Raw genomic sequence first — 14,063 nt, 5'->3', positions numbered from 1 at the left:
TCGAGTTTGATTTTCCCTTTTCTTTATCACTGACTACCAACTTTTCAACAGGAGCATTTCATGGAACACGTTCTCGGCTATGTCGCTTTGGCTGCGGGTCTGATCATCGGTCTGGGTGCCAATGGCGCCTGCATCGGCATCGGCATCATGGGCAGCAAATACCTCGAATCCGCCGCGCGCCAGCCCGAGTTGATGAACGAACTGCAAACCAAGATGTTCCTGCTGGCCGGCCTGATCGACGCGGCCTTCCTGATCGGTGTCGGTCTGGCGATGATGTTCACCTTCGCCAACCCCTTCGTGCTGAAGTAATTGCAGCGCACCACCCACCGACTGATTCAACGCAAAGGTTAGCGCCATGCATCTGGACGCAACACTGATTGCGCAGCTCGTGGTGTTCTTGCTGCTGGCGTGGTTCACGGCGAAGTTCGTCTGGCCACCTATCACCAAGGCATTGGACGAGCGCGCCAAGAAAATCGCCGACGGCTTGGCTGCGGCGGATCGCGCCAAGGCCGAACTGGCTTCGGCCAACAAGGAGGTCGAGCAGGAGCTTGCCCGTTCGCATCATGAAAGCGCGCAACGCCTGGCCGAAGCCGAGCGCCGCGCGCAAGCCATCATCGAGGATGCACGCAAGAAGGCCGAGGAAGCCGGCGAGGTCATCATCACCCAGGCCAGGGCCGAGGCCGACCAGCAACTGATCAAGGCTCGCGAGAGTCTGCGTGACCAGGTTGCCGGGCTGGCCGTGAAGGGCGCCGAGGCCATCCTGCACCGCGAGGTCAATCCGCAGGTTCATGCCGATTTGCTCGCCCGGCTCAAGGCCGAACTGTGATCGGAGCCCGTCATGGCTGAACTCGCCACCATCGCGCGGCCTTATGCCGAAGCGATTTTCCGGGCCATACAAAACCAGCCCGCATCCGAGTCGCTGGAGCATGTCGCCGCGTCGCTGAATGCACTTGCCGTGATCGCGCGCGACCCGCAAATCCGGACTCTCGCGGGCGACCCACAGCTTCCTGCCGACAAGCTCGGTGCCCTGCTGCTGTCGGCCATGCCGCAGCAAGCCGGCGCTGCCGTGCGCAACTTGCTGCAGGTCGTGCTCGAAAACCGACGCCTGGCCGCCTTGCCTGAAATCGCCGAGCAGTTTCACCAGCTCAAAGACGCCGCGCAGCACCGTGCCGAGGCCGTCATCAGCAGCGCCTTTCCACTGGAGCCGGCGCAGCTCGAGGCTTTGTTGCCCGCGCTCGAGCGCAAGTTTGGTTGCAAGCTCTACACCCGTGTCGAAATCGATCCCGGGCTGATCGGCGGCGTGCGCGTTGCCGTGGGCGACGAGGTGCTCGACACCTCGGTGCGCGCACGGCTCGACGCCATGCGCGTTGCTCTCACAGCCTAAGCAGCACCGACCGCCAAGCCATCACCGCCTAAGTCTTCCGAGGCCACCATGCAACTCAATCCCGCAGAAATTTCCGAACTCATCAAAAGCCGCATCGAGGGCCTTGGCGCCACCGCCGACGTCAAGAACCAGGGCACCGTGGTGTCCGTGTCCGACGGCATCGTGCGGGTGCACGGCCTGTCCGACGTGATGCAGGGCGAAATGCTCGAATTCCCGGCGAACAAGGACGGCCAGCCCACCTTCGGCCTGGCACTCAACCTGGAGCGCGATTCCGTCGGCTCGGTGGTTCTGGGCGAATACGGCCACATCTCCGAAGGCGACACGGTCAAGTGCACCGGGAAGATCTTGTCCGTCCCGGTTGGCCCGGAACTCATCGGCCGGGTGGTCAACACCCTGGGTGTGCCCATCGATGGCAAGGGCCCGGTGAATGCGAAGATGACCGACGTGGTCGAGAAGGTCGCGCCCGGCGTGATCTGGCGCAAATCGGTCTCGCAGCCGGTGCAAACCGGGGTCAAGGCCATCGACGCCATGGTTCCGGTCGGACGTGGCCAGCGCGAACTGATCATCGGCGACCGCCAGACCGGCAAGACGGCGGTGGCGGTGGACGCCATCATCAGCCAGAAGGGCAAGGACCTGATCTGCATCTATGTTGCCGTAGGCCAGAAGGCTTCGACGGTTGCCAACGTCGTGCGCAAGTTGCAAGAGCATGGCGCGATGGACTACACCATCGTTGTCGCCGCCACGGCGTCCGACTCGGCCGCAATGCAGTACCTGGCCCCTTATTCCGGCTGCACCATGGGCGAGTATTTCCGCGACCGCGGCCGCGACGCCCTGGTGATCTATGACGACCTGACCAAGCAGGCCTGGGCTTATCGCCAGATTTCCTTGCTGCTGCGCCGCCCCCCGGGTCGCGAAGCCTATCCCGGCGACGTGTTCTACCTGCACAGCCGTCTGCTCGAACGCGCTGCCCGCGTGAACGAGGAATATGTCGAGAAATTCACCAACGGCGAAGTCAAGGGCAAGACCGGCTCGCTCACCGCGCTGCCCATCATCGAGACCCAGGCGGGTGACGTCTCGGCCTTCGTGCCGACGAACGTGATCTCCATCACCGACGGCCAGATTTTCCTCGAGACCGATCTGTTCAACGCCGGTGTGCGCCCCGCCATCAACGCCGGCGTGTCGGTGTCGCGCGTGGGCGGTGCGGCACAGACCAAGATCATCAAGAAGCTGTCGGGCGGCATTCGTACCGACCTGGCGCAATACCGCGAACTCGCGGCCTTCGCCCAGTTTGCCTCCGACCTCGACGACGCCACGCGTCGCCAGCTCGAGCGCGGCCGTCGCGTGGTCGAGCTGCTCAAGCAGCCCCAGTACCAGCCGGTTCAGGTGTGGCAACTCGCCGCATCGCTGTATGCGGTGAACAACGGCTATCTTGACGACGTCGACGTCAAGCAGTTGCTGGGCTTCGAGAAGGGCTTGCACGACTATCTGCAGTCCAAGCATGCTGCCCTGGTGGAGAGCATCGAGTCGAAGAAAGACTTGAGCAAGGACGACGAAGCCCTCTTGAAAACGGCCATCGCCGAATTCAAGAAGAACGGCGCGTATTGATTCATTCCACCATTCACCCTGATCCAGTCCATGCGTGCCCACATCGCGTTGTCGCCGGTTGCCGAGCTTGCCCGGCCGCTTGCGACCGAATTGCGCCGCATGGCTGAAGGAGATCCTGCATGCCTGGAATGAAAGAAGTTCGCGTCAAGATCAAGAGCGTGCAGAACACGCGCAAGATCACCAAGGCCATGGAAATGGTCGCTGCCTCGAAAATGCGCAAGGCGCAGGAGCGCATGCGTGCAGCCCGGCCTTACGCCGAGAAGGTGCGCTCCATGACCGCCAACCTGAGCCAAGCCAACCCCGAGTACAGCCACCCCTTCATGGCGGCGCGTAGCCCGGTGCGCAAGGTGGGCGTCATCCTGGTGACCACCGACAAGGGCCTGTGCGGCGGCCTCAACACCAATATCTTGCGTGCCCTGACCCAGAACATCAAGGAATGGCAGGGTGAGGGCGTTGCCGTGCAGGCCTGCGCCATTGGCAACAAGGGTTTGCAATTCTTCAACCGCCTGGGTGTCAACGTTGTCTCTCAGTTGGTGCAGATGGGCGACAAACCGCATCTGGACAAGCTCATCGGCCCGGTCAAAGTGGTGCTCGACGCTTATGAGCGTGGCGAGATCGATGCCATCTACATCGCGTTCAGCAGCTTCGTCAACACCATGAAGCAGCAGCCGCGGGTCGAACAGCTCATCCCGCTGTCCAAGCAGGCCATGAGCACGTCCGATGCGGAGCGCAAGCAACACAGCTGGGACTACATCTACGAGCCCGATGCCAAGCCGGTGATCGATGCGCTGCTGGTGCGCTACATCGAGGCGCTGGTCTACCAGGCCGTGACCGAGAACATGGCGTGCGAGCAATCGGCCCGCATGGTGGCGATGAAGGCGGCGTCTGACAACGCCAAGACGGTGATCAGTGAACTGCAACTGGTCTACAACAAGAGCCGCCAGGCTGCCATTACCAAGGAATTGTCTGAAATCGTCGGGGGCGCAGCCGCCGTTTAAGGCGCTGCCACCCATCACTGCATATTGGAGAACTAGATGACCACGGCCCAAACCCAAGGCAAGATCGTTCAGTGCATCGGCCCTGTGATCGACATTGAATTCCCGCGCGAGCACATGCCCGTCGTGTACGAGGCACTGCGCCTGTCCGACAACCAGGAAATGGGGCTGGCGGAAAAAGGCATCACCTTTGAAGTGCAACAACAAATTGGTGACGGTGTCGTACGCACCATTGCCCTCGGATCGACCGACGGCCTGCGCCGCGGCATGGCGGTCGACGCCACCGGCGAGCCCATCACCGTGCCTGTCGGCAACGGCACCCTCGGACGCATCATGGATGTGCTGGGCCGCCCGATCGACGAAGCCGGCCCCATCGCCTGCGACGAGCGCCGCTCCATCCACGCCAAGGCTCCCAAGTTCGATGAACTCTCGCCCTCGGTCGACCTGCTCGAAACCGGCATCAAGGTGATCGACCTGGTTTGCCCTTTCGCCAAGGGCGGCAAGGTCGGCCTGTTCGGCGGCGCCGGCGTTGGCAAGACCGTGAACATGATGGAACTCATCAACAACATCGCCAAGCAGCACAGCGGCTTGTCGGTGTTCGCCGGCGTGGGTGAGCGTACCCGCGAGGGCAATGACTTCTACCATGAGATGGAGGAGTCGAACGTGCTCGACAAGGTGGCCATGGTGTTCGGCCAGATGAACGAGCCTCCGGGCAACCGCCTGCGCGTGGCCCTGACCGGCCTGACCATGGCCGAGAAATTCCGTGACGAAGGCCGCGACATCCTGTTCTTCGTCGACAACATTTACCGCTACACCCTGGCCGGCGTGGAAGTCTCCGCGCTGCTGGGACGCATGCCTTCCGCCGTGGGCTACCAGCCGACGCTGGCCGAGGAAATGGGCGTGCTGCAGGAGCGCATCACCTCGACCAAGACCGGTTCCATCACCTCCATCCAGGCCGTCTACGTCCCCGCGGACGATTACACCGATCCCTCGCCTGCGACCACCTTCGCCCACCTGGACTCCACCGTGGCGCTGTCGCGTGATATTGCCTCGCTGGGCATCTACCCCGCAGTCGACCCGCTCGATTCCACGTCGCGCCAGCTCGACCCGAACGTCGTGGGCGAAGAGCACTACAACACCGCCCGTTCGGTGCAGGGCATTCTGCAGCGCTACAAGGAGCTGCGCGACATCATCGCCATTCTGGGCATGGACGAGCTCTCGCCCGAAGACAAACTCACCGTGTCGCGCGCCCGCAAGATCCAGCGCTTCCTGTCGCAGCCGTTCCACGTTGCCGAAGTGTTCACCGGCTCGCCTGGCAAGTACGTGCCACTGAAGGAAACCATCCGCGGCTTCAAGATGATCGCCAACGGCGAGTGCGACGCGTTGCCCGAGCAGGCCTTCTACATGGTCGGCGCCATCGACGAAGCCTTCGAGAAGGCCAAGAAACTGAACTGATCGCTGCGTCTGCCCAGAGCATGCCGAGTCGCGCGCCGACATGGCATGCACGTGCAGCCCGAGGCACCCCCGGAGTCATCATGAACACTTTTCAAGTCGATGTGGTCAGTGCCGAAGAGCTGATCTATTCCGGGCAAGCGCGTTTCGTCGCCTTGCCGGGTGAGTCCGGCGAACTCGGCATTCTGCCCGGCCACACGCCCCTCATCACCCGCATCAAACCGGGCGCGGTGCGCATCGAGCGCACGGACGGCACCAGGACCGAGGACGATTTCGTCTTCGTCGCCGGTGGCGTGCTTGAAGTCCAGCCCAGGCATGTGACGGTTCTGGCCGACACCGCCATCCGTGGCAAGGACCTGGATGAAGCCAAGGCCCAGGAAGCCCTCAAGCTGGCGCAGGAGAATCGTGCCAATGCCAAGGACGCCCAGGACATTGCCGTCGTCGAAGGTGAGCTTGCCATGTTGGCAGCGCAACTCGCCGCCATCCGCAAGCTGCGCAACCGACCCCATTGAGCCGGGCGACTCCTGGGCGACCCAACTTCGCGCGATCGCATCGCCGCCTCATCGTGTTGCCCCGCCGATTCAGTTCACGCGTTCCACCGCGAGCGGTGTTTTCTTGCCATGCTCGAACATCGAGAGGGTGATGCTCGGGTGCATCAACTCGCCTGTCGGGGTGAAGCGGATATGGGACTTGGTGATGCCGTCGTAGTCCACGTCCCGGATGGCGTGGAGGTAGACCTTGGGATCCGCCGATCGGGCCTTCATCATGGCATGGGCCAGCACCATGGCTGCGTCATAGGCGTAGGGCGAGTAGAGCTGGAAAGCGCCTTGGCCGAAGTGTTGGATGTAATCGGCTTTCCAGGCCTGGCCCTTCGGCAACTGGCTCAGGGGCACACCGCCCTGGGCGCAGATCGTGCCGTTGACCGCATTGCCAGCGAGCGTCGCCATGGCTGGCGCACAAATGCCGTCGCCACCCATGAGCGTGGCCTTCATCCCGAACTGACGCATCTGCCGCAACAGCGGGCCGGCCTGGCTGTACATGCCGCCATAGAACACGACGTCCGGGTGGAGGCCCTTGATGCGGGTGAGGATGGCGGAAAACTGCGTGGTCTTGTCGTCGGTGTATTCGTGATCCACCACCGTCATGCCATCGCGTTTGGCCGTGGCGGCAAACACATCGGCGACACCTTCGCCGTAGGCCGTGCGGTCGTCCACCACCGCAACGCGCCTGGCTTTCAGCGTTTGGTCGGCATAGTTGGCCAGGCCGGCGCCGAGAGCGTCGTCATTGGCAATCATGCGGAAAAACGTCTTGTAGCCCTGCTGGGCGATTTTCGGGTCGGTGGATGATGGCGTGATCTGCGGGATGCCCGCTGCGCTGTAGATGCGGGCCGCAGGGAAGGTGCAGCCCGAGGTCTGGTGGCCGACGACGCCGTTCACCTGCTCGTCCACCAATTTCTGCGCCACCAATGTGGCCTGGTTGGGTAGGCCCTGATCGTCCTCGGCGTCCATGATCCAGCGCACCGGCTGGCCAGCGATGCGGGCATGCTCCGCATTGAGCTTGTCGATGGCCAGTTGCACGCCGTTCACGGCGTCCTGGCCGCTGGCAGAGAGCGGTCCCGACAGTGGCACCGCCACACCGATGACCACGCGCATCTCGGCAGCCTGCGCGGCTGCGGTGCACAGCATCGGTGCGAGCAGTGCCGCCAAAACAGTGAGCTTGCGTCGAACGGCTGGGGTGTGCGGCATGGCTATCTCCGGAAATCAGGTCATCTGGGCAAGGCGCGGCGGCGACTTGCACCAGCAGCAGCGCGATGAAGGGCTGGTTCAGCGTAAGCAAAATTCGTGCGCGCGGTGTTGCCATTCGGGATGGCTCACCGCCGCAACGGGACATGCCATGCGCATGCGCGACGACCTCGCGCCATGCGCAGCAGGGCAGTGGCGCTGCTGCAGATCAACCCACCAGCCTGCCGCGGCGCACGCGCAGGCCACGCAGCTGCGCCGCACTCAAGGTTCCCGCTGAAGCAGCGTCTCTGGAAACCCTGCCGTTGTCCGGGCTGGCCACCTGCAGCGCAGTCAGCCCGCGGTGGGCGTGCGCGTGGCAAATGGCCAAGCCCAGCGCGTCGGCCGCATCCGGCCCCGGCTGGCCGGGCAGGGCGAGCAGGCGCATGACCATCTCCTGCATCTGCTCCTTGCTGGCGCGGCCGTAGCCGACGACGGACTTCTTCAGTTGCAAAGCCGTGTATTCCACCACCGGCAAACCGCTGGCGACCAGCGCTGCAATCGCCGCCCCGCGCGCCTGCCCCAGCAGCAGCGTGGACTGCGGGTTGACGTTGACGAACACGATTTCCACCACCGCGATATCGGCCCGCGCGTCCTGCGCCACCTGACTCACGCCCTCGAACAGCGTCTTCAGCCGATCCGGCAGCGTGCCCTTCGGAATGCGAATCGCGCCGCTTGCCTGGTAATGCAGCCGCTGGCCCCGGGTTTCGAGCAGGCCATAACCGGTGATGTTGAGTCCGGGGTCGATACCGAGGATGCGCATGGCGTGTATTGCACCACGGTGAGGGTCCACCGGCTCGGTTTCAGTGGCGGAAGTGGCGCACGCCGGTGAGCACCATGGCCAGGCCGTGTTCGTCGGCGGCGGCGATCACTTCCGCGTCGCGCATCGAGCCGCCGGGCTGGATCACGGCTTTGGCGCCGGCGGCGGCGAGCACGTCGACGCCGTCGCGGAAGGGGAAGAAGGCGTCGGAGGCGACGGCGCTGCCGCCAACCGCAAGCCCGGCGTTGGCGGCCTTGATGGTGGCGATGCGGGTGGAGTCGACCCGGCTCATCTGCCCCGCGCCGACGCCGATGGTCTGGGCGTCGCGTGCGAACACGATGGCATTGGACTTGGTGAACTTGGCCACGGTCCAGGCGAACAGCAGGTCGGCGATTTCGGCATCGCTCGGTGCGCGCTTGGTCACCACTTTGAGGTCGGCGGTGGTGAGCACGGCGTTGTCGGCCGTCTGCACCAGAATGCCGGAATTCACGCGCTTCACATCCTGCGCGTTGCGGCCCTGGGCCCAGGGGGTGGCGCCGTGGCGGTCCACCTGGGCAAGGTCGATGGCGAGCACGCGCACATTGGCTTTGGCGGCCAGCACGGCCAGCGCCGCGTCGCTGTAGGCGGGGGCGATGAGCACTTCGACGAACTGGCCGCTCAAGGCCTTGGCCGCGGCTTCGTCCACAGCCTGGTTGAAGGCGATGATGCCGCCGAAGGCCGAGGTGGGGTCGGTGGCGAAGGCTTTGCGGTAAGCGGCTTCGGCCGTGTCGCCCAGCGCCACGCCGCAGGGGTTGGCGTGCTTGACGATGACGCAGGCGCCGGTGGCGAAACTCTTGACGCATTCCCACGCCGCGTCGGCGTCGGCGATGTTGTTGTAGCTCAGCTCCTTGCCCTGCAGTTGCCGCGCCAGCGGCAGCGAGCCGGGGGCGGGATGCAGGTCGCGGTAGAACGCGGCGCTCTGGTGCGGGTTCTCGCCGTAGCGCAGGTCTTGCAGCTTGACGAAGCTGGAGTTGAGCCGGGCGGGATAGGTGGCTTGCGTGCCGTCGGCCTGCAGCGCGGACAGATAGTTGGAAATGGCGGCGTCGTACTGGGCGATGCGGTTGAACGCCGCCACCGCCAGGGCGAAGCGCGTGGCTTGCGACACCGCGCCGCTGGCCTCGAACTCGGCCAGCGCGGCCTCGTACTGCGCGCAATCGGTGAGCACGCTCACGCCCTGCCAGTTCTTCGCCGCCGAACGCACCATGGCCGGGCCGCCGATGTCGATGTTCTCGATCGCGTCTTCGAGCGTGCAGCCCGTCTTGGCCACGGTGGCCTCGAAGGGGTAGAGGTTGACCACCAGCCAGTCGATGGCCGCGATGCCGTGCGCGGCGATGGCCTGCATTTGCGCCGGCAAGTCGCGCCGCGCCAGCAGGCCGCCGTGCACCCTGGGGTGCAGGGTCTTGACGCGGCCGTCGAGCATCTCGGGAAAGCCGGTGTGCGTCGCCACTTCCGTCACCGGCAGGCCGGCCTCGAGCAGCAGCTTGGCGGTGCCGCCGGTGGACAGCAGCGTCACGCCTTTGGCGTGCAGGCGGCGTGCGAGGTCGAGGACGCCAGTTTTGTCGGAAACGGAGAGCAGTGCGTACATGGGGGTCGGGCAGAACTTGGGAAGAAGGGCTTCAGTGATGCGGGGTCGTCGGTGAGGTGAGATGCGCTGGAGCGGAGGTTCGGGGCGTGGTCTGGTCCTTGAGCATGGGCCCGGCATGTTCTGGCCAGGCCGCGCAGACCATGCCCGCACGCAACACCCGCACGCAACGCTCGCCGCGCGCAAGACGGCACTCATTTGATGAGCTTGTGGTCCTTCAGCTTCTTGCGCAGGGTGTTGCGGTTGATGCCCAGCCAGTCGGCCGCGAGCGACTGGTTGTCCTGGGTGCGGCGCATCACGGTTTGCAGCAGCGGTTTTTCCACGGTCTGCATCACCATGGCGTGAATGCCATGCGGCTCGGTGCCGTTGAGGTCGTCGAAATACGCATCGAGGCTGTCGATGACGCATTGCTCGAGGGAGGATTTCTTGCTCATCAGGCTGCTAAGGGAAGGAGGTCGGAGCTGCGTGCGCTGCTCAGCATGTCGAAATACGCCGCCACGGCGTCGCGCTGCGCCTGCGGCTCGGTCAAGGTGTTGAAGCCGGCGCGGAACGCCGCGGCGCCAGGCAGGTCGGCCACCGCCCAGCCCACGTGCTTTCGGGCGGTTTTCGTGCCAGCATCGCCATAGAACAGATGGTGCGCGTCCAGATGCTCCAGCAGCCACGCGCCTTGCTGCTGCAAGCCGGGAGGCGCGGGTTCGACGCCGCTCTCGAGCGCCTGGGCGATGTGGCCCAGCAGCCAGGGGCGGCCTAAAGCGGCGCGGCCGATCATCACCGCGTCGGCGCCGGTCGCAAGCATGACGGCGCGCGCCTTGGCGGCGCTGTCGATGTCGCCATTGGCCACCACCGGAATGCGCAGCGCCTGCTTGATGGCGGCGATGGTGTCGTACTCGGCGCCGCCGCCATAGCCCTGGTCGCGGGTGCGCCCATGCACCACGACCATCGCCACGCCGGCGTCCTGCGCGGCGCGGGCGATGCGCGGCGCGTTGCGCTCAGTGGTGCACCAGCCGGTGCGCATTTTCAGCGTCACCGGCACGCCCAGCGGCTGCATGGCCTGCACCACGGCTTCGACGATGCGCAGCGCCTGCGTCTCGTCCTGCATCAGCGCCGAGCCGGCCCAGCGGCTGCACACCTTCTTCGCCGGGCAGCCCATATTGATGTCGATGATCTGCGCGCCGCCCTCCACATTGGCGCGCGCTGCATCGGCCATGTCGGCCGGGTCCACGCCCACCAGTTGCGCCGCCACCGGGCCGGGTTCGCCGGTGTGGTCGCGGCGGCGCGAGGTCTTGAGCGTGTCCCACAACTCGCGCTTGGACGTGACCATCTCGCTGACGCAGTGCCCCGTGCCCAGCTTGCGCGCCATCTGCCGCCAGGGCAGGTCGGTGACGCCGGCCATGGGGGCGGCGAACACGCGGTTGGGCAGCACGAAGTTGCCCAGGCGCAGCGCGGCCGGACTGGCTTCGGTGGGGGCTTGTGGGCGTGGGGAGGACATGGAAGAAACGAGCCTGGGCGCGGCGTCCGCGCTGCCTGTTTTTTGTGCAGGAGGCGGATTCTAGTCCTGCGGGTTCGGGCCGCCATGCGTTCCCGCTCGCGCGTCTTGCGCGGGCTTGGGCGCGGCCTGCGCGGCGGTCTTCCGGCGTTGACGCAGAACACGCCACACACGCAGCTTGTCGGCGTCGCCCAGGGTGCTCCAGGCGGCAATTTCGTCCAGTGTGCGCCAGCATCCCTGGCAATAGCCGCTGGTGGTGTCCATGGTGCAAATCTGGATGCAGGGGGAGGGGACGGACATGGCGTGAGGCTGGGCGGAAGCTTGCGGCGCAAGGCCGGGGGCATGTCGGCTGCGGGTTCAGGCGACGGGCGCTGTCGTGACGGCGCTGGGCGCAGCGCCCAGCCAGCGTCGCAGGTCGTCGGGCGCCAGCGGGAACACCGCGTGCGGGTGGCCGGCGGCGGCCCAGATGCGATCGAAGCGCCACAGGCTTTGGTCGATCAGCGCCAGCGGCGGCTCGCGATGCCCCACCGGACTCACCCCGCCAATGGCGAACCCGGTGCGCGCGCGCACGAAGCCGGCGTCGGCCCGCGCCAGCGCGCCCACCTGCCGCGCCACCAGCGCTTCGTCCACGCGCCGGTCGCCGGCGCACACCACCAGCACGGCGCGGTCGCTATCGACATGACGGAAGACGATGGACTTGGCGATCTGCCCGAGCTGCACGCCCAAAGCGTCCGCCGCCTGCTGCGCGGTGCGGGCGGCGGCGTCGAGCATCACGGGCGGCGCGTCATGGCCCAGGGCTTGCAGCGCGGCGGCAACGCGCTGGGCCGAGTCCGACGACACGAACATTGAGGACTCAGGGGCAGGATGCGTCATGGCCATGGACGCAGCCCACGTCGCGCAGATGCAAGCCGCAGCAGGCCGCGGCCCGGTTGATGCGGGCGGGCGTGCAGGTCCCTGTCGTTCCACATGGCGCTGCGCTTCATCGGGGCGACTCAGGCTGCGGCCTGCGCGGCAGGCGCCTGGGCGGAGCGCGCGTTGTTGTCCGTACTTTGCCACTTCGTCAGCAGCGCCCGCCCGGCGCGGCTGTTGTTCGGGCGGCCGATGCTGCGGCTGATGAAATCGCCGGCATCGACCACGGCGCGAAGGTCCACGCCGGTGTGCAGCCCCAAGCCTTGCAGCATGTAGAGCACGTCTTCGGTGGCGACGTTGCCGGTGGCGCCTTTCGCATAGGGGCAGCCGCCCAGGCCCGCAACCGAGGCGTGGAAGATGCTCACGCCCGCCTGGAGCGCGGCGAGGATATTGGCCAGCGCCTGGCCGTAGGTGTCGTGGAAATGCCCGGACTGACGCTCGATGGGAAAGGCTTTAGCCGTGGCCTCGAACACCGCCTGCACCCGGCCCGGCGTGCCCACGCCGATGGTGTCGGCGATGTCGATCTCATCGCAGCCGAGCGCGGCCATGCGTTGCACCACATCGACCACGGCGGCGGGCAGCACCTCGCCCTGATACGGGCAGCCCAGGGCGCAGGAAATGCTGCCGCGCAGGCGCAAGCCGCTGGCCTTGGCGGCTTGCGCCACGGGCTCGAAGCGGGCGATGGATTCGGCGATCGAGCAGTTGATATTGCGCCGGGCGAACGCCTCCGACGCGGCGCTGAACACCACCACTTCGTTCGCGCCCGCAGCCAGTGCCGCTTCCAGCCCCTTCAGGTTGGGCACCAGGGCCGAATACACCGTGCCGGGGTGGCGGCGGATGGCGGCCATGACCTGCGCGCTGTCGGCCATTTGCGGCACCCATTTGGGCGAGACGAAAGCCGCGGCTTCCACATTGGCGAAGCCCGCGGCGGAGAGGCGGTCGATGAGTTCGACCTTGACCGCCAGCGGCACCGGGTTGGCTTCGTTCTGCAGCCCGTCGCGCGGGCCGACTTCGACCAGCTTGACATGGCGGGGAAGGGTCATCGGGCTCATGCTCATCTCCTCGTGTTCTCGAACAACATCAGCTTGGCGGACGGGCCGTCGTGTTCAATACCCCAGCCGCGCGTCCACCACGCCGCCGGGACGTTCGCCGCGCTCGATGGCGGCGATCTTGCGCATCACCTGCGCCGCCGCCGGGCCGACCAGGGTTTGCGCCGCCACATGCGGGGTGATGCGCGCACGCGGGTGGCGCCACAGCGGGTCATCCTGCGGCAGCGGCTCGGTGGTGAACACGTCGAGCGTGGCACTGGCGAGGTGGCCGCTGTGCAGCAAGTCGAGCAAGTCATCCTGGTCGAGCACGGCGCCACGGCTGGCGTTGACCAGGTGCGCGCCTTTCGGCAAGTGGCACAGCGCAGCGTAGTCCAGCAAGCCGCGGGTCTGCGCGGTGAGCGGCAACAACACCACCAGCACCCGGGTCTGGGCGAGAAAGGCGTCGAGCCGGTCCAGCGGGTAGATCGGCCAGGGGGCGTCGAAGCCGGCGCGCGCCTGGCCGCTGCGGCTGCAGGCCAGCACCGGGAAGTCCATCGCCGCGACGCGTTTGGCGGCGGCAAATCCCATCTGCCCCAGGCCGAGAAAGCCGATGTTGAAACTGCCGCGCGGCGGCAGCACCAGCGGCTCCCAGCGGCCCTGGCGTTGCAGCGCGGCGTAGTCCGCCATGCGGCGCCAGGCGTGCAGCACGGCCTCGCTCACATAGTCGGCCATCTGCCGGCCCATGCCGGCGTCTTCCAGGCGGATGAGCGGCACCCCGGGCAGGCTGCGCTGCATCTGCGGCAGCACGGCGTCGACTCCGGCGCCGAGGTTGAACACGGCACGCAGGCCGAGCTGGCTGCTCAGCCAGTCGCTCGGGGGATGCCACACCAGGGCGAAATCGGCCTGGGCTTCGGGCTCGGCGCTGGCGTCGATGACCTCGACCGCCAGCTTGAGGTCGGCGGCATGCTGCACCAGCGCCTCGCGCCAGCGGCGAAACGGCTCATCAGGATCCCAGACGGCGAGGCGCATGCGCGAGGGGTGGATG

General features: G+C 66.2%; 16 protein-coding genes. 7 read left to right on the top strand and 9 right to left on the bottom strand.

All coding sequences use genetic code 11. The features are described from left to right. Positions 1–60: 60 nt before the first annotated feature. From atpE to ACYCUK_RS05580, 7 genes are all read left to right on the top strand, one after another. Entirely contained in the window at positions 61–309 is a 249-nt protein-coding gene (atpE, locus tag ACYCUK_RS05610; protein WP_013107156.1) for a F0F1 ATP synthase subunit C, read from the top strand. 46 nt (positions 310–355) lie between these two features. Further along, positions 356–826 carry a F0F1 ATP synthase subunit B gene (locus ACYCUK_RS05605; RefSeq protein WP_112485132.1) on the top strand — a complete coding sequence of 157 codons (471 nt, stop codon included), beginning with the start codon at positions 356–358 and terminating at the stop codon, positions 824–826. Between the two features lie 12 nt (positions 827–838). Beyond that, entirely contained in the window at positions 839–1,384 is a 546-nt protein-coding gene (locus ACYCUK_RS05600; protein ID WP_461593842.1) for a F0F1 ATP synthase subunit delta, read from the top strand. A gap of 48 nt (positions 1,385–1,432) precedes the next feature. After that, positions 1,433–2,989 (top strand): F0F1 ATP synthase subunit alpha, encoded by a 1,557-nt coding sequence (gene atpA / locus ACYCUK_RS05595; protein ID WP_461593841.1) that lies wholly within the window; start codon positions 1,433–1,435, stop codon positions 2,987–2,989. 119 nt (positions 2,990–3,108) lie between these two features. Next, a complete protein-coding gene (gene atpG, locus ACYCUK_RS05590; protein WP_461593840.1) occupies positions 3,109–3,987 on the top strand; it encodes a F0F1 ATP synthase subunit gamma in 879 nt (292 codons plus the stop codon). Between the two features lie 36 nt (positions 3,988–4,023). Beyond that, positions 4,024–5,439: a F0F1 ATP synthase subunit beta gene (atpD, locus tag ACYCUK_RS05585; protein WP_112485140.1), complete on the top strand. Its 1,416-nt coding sequence runs from the start codon at positions 4,024–4,026 to the stop codon at positions 5,437–5,439. Between the two features lie 80 nt (positions 5,440–5,519). Then, on the top strand, positions 5,520–5,948 hold the full coding sequence (locus ACYCUK_RS05580) for a F0F1 ATP synthase subunit epsilon (protein WP_461593839.1): 429 nt from the start codon (positions 5,520–5,522) through the stop codon (positions 5,946–5,948). A gap of 69 nt (positions 5,949–6,017) precedes the next feature. On the opposite strand, the gene ACYCUK_RS05575 is transcribed toward ACYCUK_RS05580, so the two are convergent. From ACYCUK_RS05575 to ACYCUK_RS05535, 9 genes are all read right to left on the bottom strand, one after another. Next, on the bottom strand, positions 6,018–7,181 hold the full coding sequence (locus tag ACYCUK_RS05575; RefSeq protein ID WP_461593838.1) for a branched-chain amino acid ABC transporter substrate-binding protein: 1,164 nt from the start codon (positions 7,179–7,181) through the stop codon (positions 6,018–6,020). Positions 7,182–7,386: 205 nt separating this feature from the next. Then, entirely contained in the window at positions 7,387–7,977 is a 591-nt protein-coding gene (gene ruvC / locus ACYCUK_RS05570; protein ID WP_461593837.1) for a crossover junction endodeoxyribonuclease RuvC, read from the bottom strand. A gap of 40 nt (positions 7,978–8,017) precedes the next feature. Further along, positions 8,018–9,598, bottom strand: a complete 1,581-nt coding sequence (gene purH, locus ACYCUK_RS05565; RefSeq protein ID WP_461593836.1) for a bifunctional phosphoribosylaminoimidazolecarboxamide formyltransferase/IMP cyclohydrolase — start codon at positions 9,596–9,598, stop codon at positions 8,018–8,020. 191 nt (positions 9,599–9,789) lie between these two features. After that, the gene (locus ACYCUK_RS05560) at positions 9,790–10,029 is read right to left on the bottom strand and encodes a helix-turn-helix domain-containing protein (RefSeq protein WP_112485148.1); all 240 of its coding nucleotides are present in this window, start codon (positions 10,027–10,029) and stop codon (positions 9,790–9,792) included. After that, entirely contained in the window at positions 10,029–11,084 is a 1,056-nt protein-coding gene (gene dusB / locus ACYCUK_RS05555; RefSeq protein ID WP_461593835.1) for a tRNA dihydrouridine synthase DusB, read from the bottom strand. The genes ACYCUK_RS05560 and dusB overlap by 1 nt, the downstream gene beginning before the upstream one ends. Positions 11,085–11,144: 60 nt before the next feature. Continuing rightward, positions 11,145–11,381, bottom strand: a complete 237-nt coding sequence (locus tag ACYCUK_RS05550) for a DUF1289 domain-containing protein (RefSeq protein ID WP_461593834.1) — start codon at positions 11,379–11,381, stop codon at positions 11,145–11,147. A gap of 57 nt (positions 11,382–11,438) precedes the next feature. Then, the gene (locus ACYCUK_RS05545; RefSeq protein WP_461593833.1) at positions 11,439–11,927 is read right to left on the bottom strand and encodes a YbaK/EbsC family protein; all 489 of its coding nucleotides are present in this window, start codon (positions 11,925–11,927) and stop codon (positions 11,439–11,441) included. A gap of 146 nt (positions 11,928–12,073) precedes the next feature. Continuing rightward, complete coding sequence (locus ACYCUK_RS05540) at positions 12,074–13,033, bottom strand: hydroxymethylglutaryl-CoA lyase (RefSeq protein ID WP_461593888.1); 960 nt, start codon at positions 13,031–13,033, stop codon at positions 12,074–12,076. 63 nt (positions 13,034–13,096) lie between these two features. Continuing rightward, the gene (locus tag ACYCUK_RS05535) at positions 13,097–14,047 is read right to left on the bottom strand and encodes a 2-hydroxyacid dehydrogenase (protein WP_461593832.1); all 951 of its coding nucleotides are present in this window, start codon (positions 14,045–14,047) and stop codon (positions 13,097–13,099) included. Positions 14,048–14,063 lie beyond the last annotated feature (16 nt).

This window comes from Thiomonas sp. (genome assembly GCF_054608695.1).
Note: the sequence above shows the minus strand (reverse complement) of the source record. Positions and strands in the feature narration are given on the sequence as shown.

Coding starts and splice junctions, on each gene's coding strand:
- atpE (WP_013107156.1), top strand. CDS start 61: ATGGAACACGTTCTCGGCTATGTCGCTTTGGCTGCGGGTCTGATCATC.
- ACYCUK_RS05605 (WP_112485132.1), top strand. CDS start 356: ATGCATCTGGACGCAACACTGATTGCGCAGCTCGTGGTGTTCTTGCTG.
- ACYCUK_RS05600 (WP_461593842.1), top strand. CDS start 839: ATGGCTGAACTCGCCACCATCGCGCGGCCTTATGCCGAAGCGATTTTC.
- atpA (WP_461593841.1), top strand. CDS start 1,433: ATGCAACTCAATCCCGCAGAAATTTCCGAACTCATCAAAAGCCGCATC.
- atpG (WP_461593840.1), top strand. CDS start 3,109: ATGCCTGGAATGAAAGAAGTTCGCGTCAAGATCAAGAGCGTGCAGAAC.
- atpD (WP_112485140.1), top strand. CDS start 4,024: ATGACCACGGCCCAAACCCAAGGCAAGATCGTTCAGTGCATCGGCCCT.
- ACYCUK_RS05580 (WP_461593839.1), top strand. CDS start 5,520: ATGAACACTTTTCAAGTCGATGTGGTCAGTGCCGAAGAGCTGATCTAT.
- ACYCUK_RS05575 (WP_461593838.1), bottom strand. CDS start 7,181: ATGCCGCACACCCCAGCCGTTCGACGCAAGCTCACTGTTTTGGCGGCA.
- ruvC (WP_461593837.1), bottom strand. CDS start 7,977: ATGCGCATCCTCGGTATCGACCCCGGACTCAACATCACCGGTTATGGC.
- purH (WP_461593836.1), bottom strand. CDS start 9,598: ATGTACGCACTGCTCTCCGTTTCCGACAAAACTGGCGTCCTCGACCTC.
- ACYCUK_RS05560 (WP_112485148.1), bottom strand. CDS start 10,029: ATGAGCAAGAAATCCTCCCTCGAGCAATGCGTCATCGACAGCCTCGAT.
- dusB (WP_461593835.1), bottom strand. CDS start 11,084: ATGTCCTCCCCACGCCCACAAGCCCCCACCGAAGCCAGTCCGGCCGCG.
- ACYCUK_RS05550 (WP_461593834.1), bottom strand. CDS start 11,381: ATGTCCGTCCCCTCCCCCTGCATCCAGATTTGCACCATGGACACCACC.
- ACYCUK_RS05545 (WP_461593833.1), bottom strand. CDS start 11,927: ATGTTCGTGTCGTCGGACTCGGCCCAGCGCGTTGCCGCCGCGCTGCAA.
- ACYCUK_RS05540 (WP_461593888.1), bottom strand. CDS start 13,033: ATGACCCTTCCCCGCCATGTCAAGCTGGTCGAAGTCGGCCCGCGCGAC.
- ACYCUK_RS05535 (WP_461593832.1), bottom strand. CDS start 14,047: ATGCGCCTCGCCGTCTGGGATCCTGATGAGCCGTTTCGCCGCTGGCGC.